Source organism: Micromonospora matsumotoense, from assembly GCF_900091525.1.
In the GTDB taxonomy this organism is placed as follows: domain Bacteria; phylum Actinomycetota; class Actinomycetes; order Mycobacteriales; family Micromonosporaceae; genus Micromonospora; species Micromonospora matsumotoensis.
In genome coordinates this window covers 1-4,935 of the sequence record NZ_FMCU01000053.1, presented here as the reverse complement: position 1 = coordinate 4,935, position 4,935 = coordinate 1, and the positions used below count along the sequence as shown (strand labels likewise).

Genomic DNA, 4,935 nt, shown 5'->3' with positions numbered 1-4,935 from the left:
GGGTGGAGGGGCGGTTGCGGGTGGAGTTGGCGGGTGTTCGTCCGCGGTCTTGTGGGGTGGCGTTTTATTCGTCGGTGACTGGTGGGTGGTTGGATACTGGGGGGTTGGATGCGGATTATTGGTATAGGAATTTGCGGCAGACGGTGTTGTTTTCGGATGCGGTGGGGGCGGCGGTGGGTGCGGGGGGTGTGGCGTTTGTTGAGGTGAGTGCGCATCCGGTGTTGGTGCCGGCGTTGCAGGAGATTGTGGATGGTGTGGGTGGGGAGTTTGTGGTGGTGGGGTCGTTGCGGCGGGGTGATGGTGGGGTGGATCGGTTGGTGCGTTCGGCGGCTGAGGCGTTTGTGTGTGGTGTGGAGGTGGATTGGGGTCGGGTGTTGCCTGCGGGGCGTGTGGTGGGGTTGCCGACGTATCCCTTCCAACACCAGCGCTACTGGCCGGCGAACACCAGCCGGACCGGCGACGCGTCGCGCTGGGGAGCGCTGACGTCGTCTCATCCACTGCTGGGTCTGGGCATGGAGCTGGCGGGCCCGGGTGGCGTCGTCTTCACCGCACGGCTGTCGCTGCGATCCCACGGGTGGCTCGCCGACCACGCGGTGCTGGGCTCGGTCCTGCTGCCGGGTACGGCCTTCGTTGATCTGGCAGTGTGCGCCGGTGACCAGTTGGGGTGCGACGTGCTGCGGGAGCTGACCCTGCAGAGTCCGCTGCTGCTGCCCGAGCAGGGTGCGATGGTCGTACAGGTCTCGGTCGCGGGTGCCGATGAGCGGGGCGAGCACCGCGTCAGTGTGCACGCCCGCCCGGACACCACGCCGGAACAGGAATGGACCCTGCACGCCACCGGCATCCTCGCCGCCGAGGGCCAGGTCGCCGCCGAACCGTCCCCGGTCTGGTCCACGGCCGGCGCGGAGCAGCTCGTGGACGGTGCCGACGTGGCGTCCTTCTACGAGCAGCGGGCATCTGCGGGGTACGAGTACGGGCCGGCGTTCCGGGGCGTACGAGGGATCTGGCGCACGGGAGACACGGTGCTGGTGGAGGTCGGACTACCCGAGCAACCGGTCAGCGGCGACGGGTTCGGCATCCATCCGGCGGTGCTGGACGCCGTGTTGCACGCGATAGGCGCGGGTGGCTGGTTCCCCGACGACGTACCGCGGCTGCCGTTCGTGTGGTCGGGGGTGCGCCTGCACGCTACCGGGGCGCGCGAGGTCCGGGCCCGGATCACCCTCGTCGGTGAGGACGCGGTGTGTCTGCAGGTGACGGATCTCGTCGGGGGGCCGGTGCTGAGCGTGGACGCCCTGGTGCTGCGTCCGATCCGCACCGACAGCCTGCCCAGCGGCACGTCGCCTGCCGGGGCCGACCTGTACCGCCTGCAGTGGCCGGAGATCGCCCTGCCCACCGCGCTTCTCGCCGGGGAGTGGGCCGTCGTCGGTGGCCTGGACCCCGCCGTGGTGGGCGGCAAAGCGGCGCTGCGGTCCTGGAACTCGGTCGCGGAACTGGCCGATGCCGTCACCTCCGGGCTGACCCCCGCCCCTGCGGTGACCGTGCTGGCGTTGCCGACGGCCCCCGGACCCGACGGGGTCGGTTTCGTGCAGGATGTGCGGGATGCGGTGCGGGAGTGGCTCCACCGCACCTGTTGGGCGACGGGACGACTGCTCGTCCTCACCCGCGGTGCGATCGCCGTGGACGCCGGTGACGTCGTCGAGAATCCCGACACCGCCGGGGCCTGGGGCCTGCTGCGTTCGGCCCAGCAGGAGGACGCGAGCGACCGCATTCTGCTGGTGGACAGCGACAGCTGTTCCCTGGGTCTGCTTCCTGCGGCGGCCTCGGTGGCCGGGGAACCGCAACTGGCTCTGCGGCGGCACACCGTGCGTGCCGCCCGACTCGCCCCGGCCGATCAGGCGCTCAAGCTGCCGACGGAAGGCGAGTGGCGGCTGGAGGCGTCCGAGCGGGGAACGCTGGACGGTCTCACCCTCGCCGCCCACCCCGGCACCGACGACCGCCTCATGCCGGGGCAGATCCGGGTGCGCACGCGGGCCGTGGGGATCAACTTCCGGGACGTGGTGGTCTCCCTCGGCCTGGTGCCGCACCTTGAGGGCGTGGGCATCGAGATGTCGGGAGAGGTGATCGAGGTCGGTCCGGATGTCCCGGGCCTGAGCGTGGGCGACCGGGTGATGGGGATCGTTGCGGGCGGCGCCGGCTCGGTCGTGGTGACGGATGCCCGCCTGGTGGTGCCGATGCCGAACGGGTGGTCGTGGGAGACGGCGGCCGGAGTGCCGGTCGTGTTTCTGACCGCCTGGTATGCGCTGGTGGAGCTGGGCCGGGTGCGGGCCGGCGAGACGGTACTGGTCCACGCAGCCGCCGGCGGGGTCGGGCTGGCGGCGGTGCAGATCGCGCACCGGCTCGGGGCGCGCGTGCTGGGGACCGCGAGTGAAGGCAAGTGGGAGGTGGTGCGGGAAGCTGGGGTCGCCGACGGCGACGTGTTCTCGTCGCGGACCCTGGACTTCGCGCAGGGAGGGTTGGCCGCGACGCAGGGGCGCGGCGTGGACGTCGTGCTGAATTCGCTGACCGGCCCGTTCGCGGACGCGTCGCTACGGCTGGCCGCCGCCGGGAGCGGTGGCCGGTTCGTCGAACTGGGCAAGACCGATCTCCGCGACCCCGACCAGGTCGCGGCCTCGTACCCGGGCGTCTGGTACCGGGCCTTCGATCTGCTGGCGTTGGACCCGGAGTTGCTGCGGGAGATGCTGACCCGGCTGGTCGACCTGTTCGACCAGGGTCTGCTGTCGCCGCTGCCGATCACCGTGTGGGACGCCAGGCGGACGCCGGAGGCGTTGCGGTACGTCAGCCAGGCCCGGCATGTGGGCAAGGTCGTGCTGCGGATGCCTCGCCCGATGAACCCCGAGGGAACGGTGGTGCTGACGGGGGGCACCGGGACGCTGGGCGCGATCCTGTCCCGCCACCTGGTCGCCGAGTACGGGGTGCGGCACCTCCTGCTGCTTGGCCGCCGTGGTGTGGACGCGCCCGGCGCCCGGCGGCTGGTGGCCGATTTGACGGCCCTGGGTGCCCACGTCGACGTGGTGTCGTGCGACGTGGCAGACCGGACGGCGCTGGCCGCGGCGCTGGACGGGGTCGCGACCGAGCATCCCGTGACCGCGGTGGTGCACGCCGCCGGAGTGCTTGACGACGGTCTGCTCATGACGTTGAGCGACGCGCAGGTGCGACGGGTACTGGCGGCGAAGTCGGTCGCCGCGTGGCATCTGCACGAACTCACCCAGGACATGGACCTGGCGGGCTTTCTCCTGTTCTCGTCTGCGGTGGCCACGTTTGGCAACGCGGGTCAGGGAAACTACGCGGCGGCGAACGCGATCCTGGACGCGCTGGCACAGCAGCGTCACCTGCGGGGACTGCCCACGGTGTCGCTCGGCTGGGGCCTGTGGGAGCAGGCCAGTGAGATGACCGGGGGCATGACCGACGCCGACCGGACCCGGATGGCGCGGTCCGGCCTGCGCCCGCTGACCACCGATCAGGCGTTGGCCCTGCTCGACCAGGCGCTGGCGGCACCTCTGCCGCACGTCCTGCCGCTGCCCAGGCCCGTCCCGGCGGTGGGTGCCCCGGTGCCGTCGTTGCTGCGTGACCTGATCCGCGTCCGGCAGCAGCGTCCGGCCGCCGCAGCCGCCGGCCGGGGCGACGAGACCAGCCTGCGGGGACGGCTGACGGCGCTGACCCCGGCAGAACAGCAGGCTCTGTTGCTCAACCTGGTCACGACCGAGGCCGCCACCGTCCTCGGCCACACCACCACCGTCAACTCCCAGAGACCCTTCAAGGATCTCGGCTTCGACTCCCTCACCTCGGTCGAGCTGCGCAATCGTCTCGCGGGTGCGACCGGCCTCTCGCTGCCGCCCACGCTCGTCTTCCGATATCCGACCCCGGCTGCTCTCGCCGCCCACCTGGCGGGGGAGCTAATCGGGGAAACGGCGGGGGACGCCGAGGCGGACGAGGTCGATCTCATGACGCAGTTCGGCCACTGGGAGTCGTCCTGGTCGGACGCCGAGTTGCCGGACGAACTCCGCCAGCAGTTGTCGCAACGATTGCGGCGGGCCCTGCTACGACTCGATTCCGTCGACGAGGACGGTGCGGGCGTCTCGGATTCAGACACCGAGATGTTTGCGATGCTCGACCGCGAACTGGGAATCGGCTGAGCCTTTCCTCTCGCTTTCCCGTCCCGATGTGGGGGTAGTTTCATGGCCGCGACAGAACAGAAGCTCCGCGATTATCTGCAGCTCGTCACCGCAGATCTGCGGGAGACGCGTCAGCAACTGGAGTCGACGCGTGCGGCGGCAGCGGAGCCGATCGTGATTGTGGGGATGGGGTGTCGTTTTCCGGGTGGGGTGTCGTCGCCGGAGGAGTTGTGGGAGTTGGTGGTGGGTGGGGGGGATGCGATTGGTGGTTTTCCGTTGGATCGGGGTTGGGATTTGGATGGTCTTTATGATCCGGATCCGGATAGGGCGGGTACGTCTTATGTGCGGTCGGGGGGTTTTTTGGGGGATGTGGCGGGTTTTGATGCGGGGTTCTTTGGGATTTCGCCGCGTGAGGCGTTGGCGATGGATCCGCAGCAGCGGTTGTTTCTGGAGGTTTCGTGGGAGGCGGTGGAGGACGCGGGGATTGATCCGTTGTCGCTGCGTGGTGAGCAGGTGGGTGTGTATAGCGGTGTTATTTCCCAGGAGTATGCCTCGCTGAGATCGGGGTCGCAGGAGGATCTTCAGGGGTATCTGTTGACTGGGAACACTTTGAGTGTGGTGTCGGGTCGGGTGGCGTATTGCCTGGGGTTGGAGGGGCCGGCGGTGACGGTGGATACGGCGTGTTCGTCGTCGTTGGTGGCGTTGCATTTGGCGGTGCAGTCGTTGCGGGCGGGTGAGTGTTCGATGGCGTTGGCGGGTGGGGTGA

At 69.7% G+C, this 4,935-nt stretch carries 2 protein-coding genes and 1 pseudogene; all 3 read left to right on the top strand.

Annotated elements, in window-relative coordinates:
* Positions 1-2: 2 nt before the first annotated feature.
* Positions 3-344, top strand: a pseudogene (locus GA0070216_RS36785) (acyltransferase domain-containing protein); the annotation flags it as partial.
* A 48-nt stretch (positions 345-392) separates the two neighbouring features.
* The gene (locus GA0070216_RS33500) at positions 393-4,190 is read left to right on the top strand and encodes an SDR family NAD(P)-dependent oxidoreductase (RefSeq protein WP_245722908.1); all 3,798 of its coding nucleotides are present in this window, start codon (positions 393-395) and stop codon (positions 4,188-4,190) included.
* Between the two features lie 42 nt (positions 4,191-4,232).
* On the top strand, positions 4,233-4,935 hold a 703-nt coding region (locus tag GA0070216_RS33495; protein WP_176739279.1), incomplete at its 3' end, for a beta-ketoacyl synthase N-terminal-like domain-containing protein.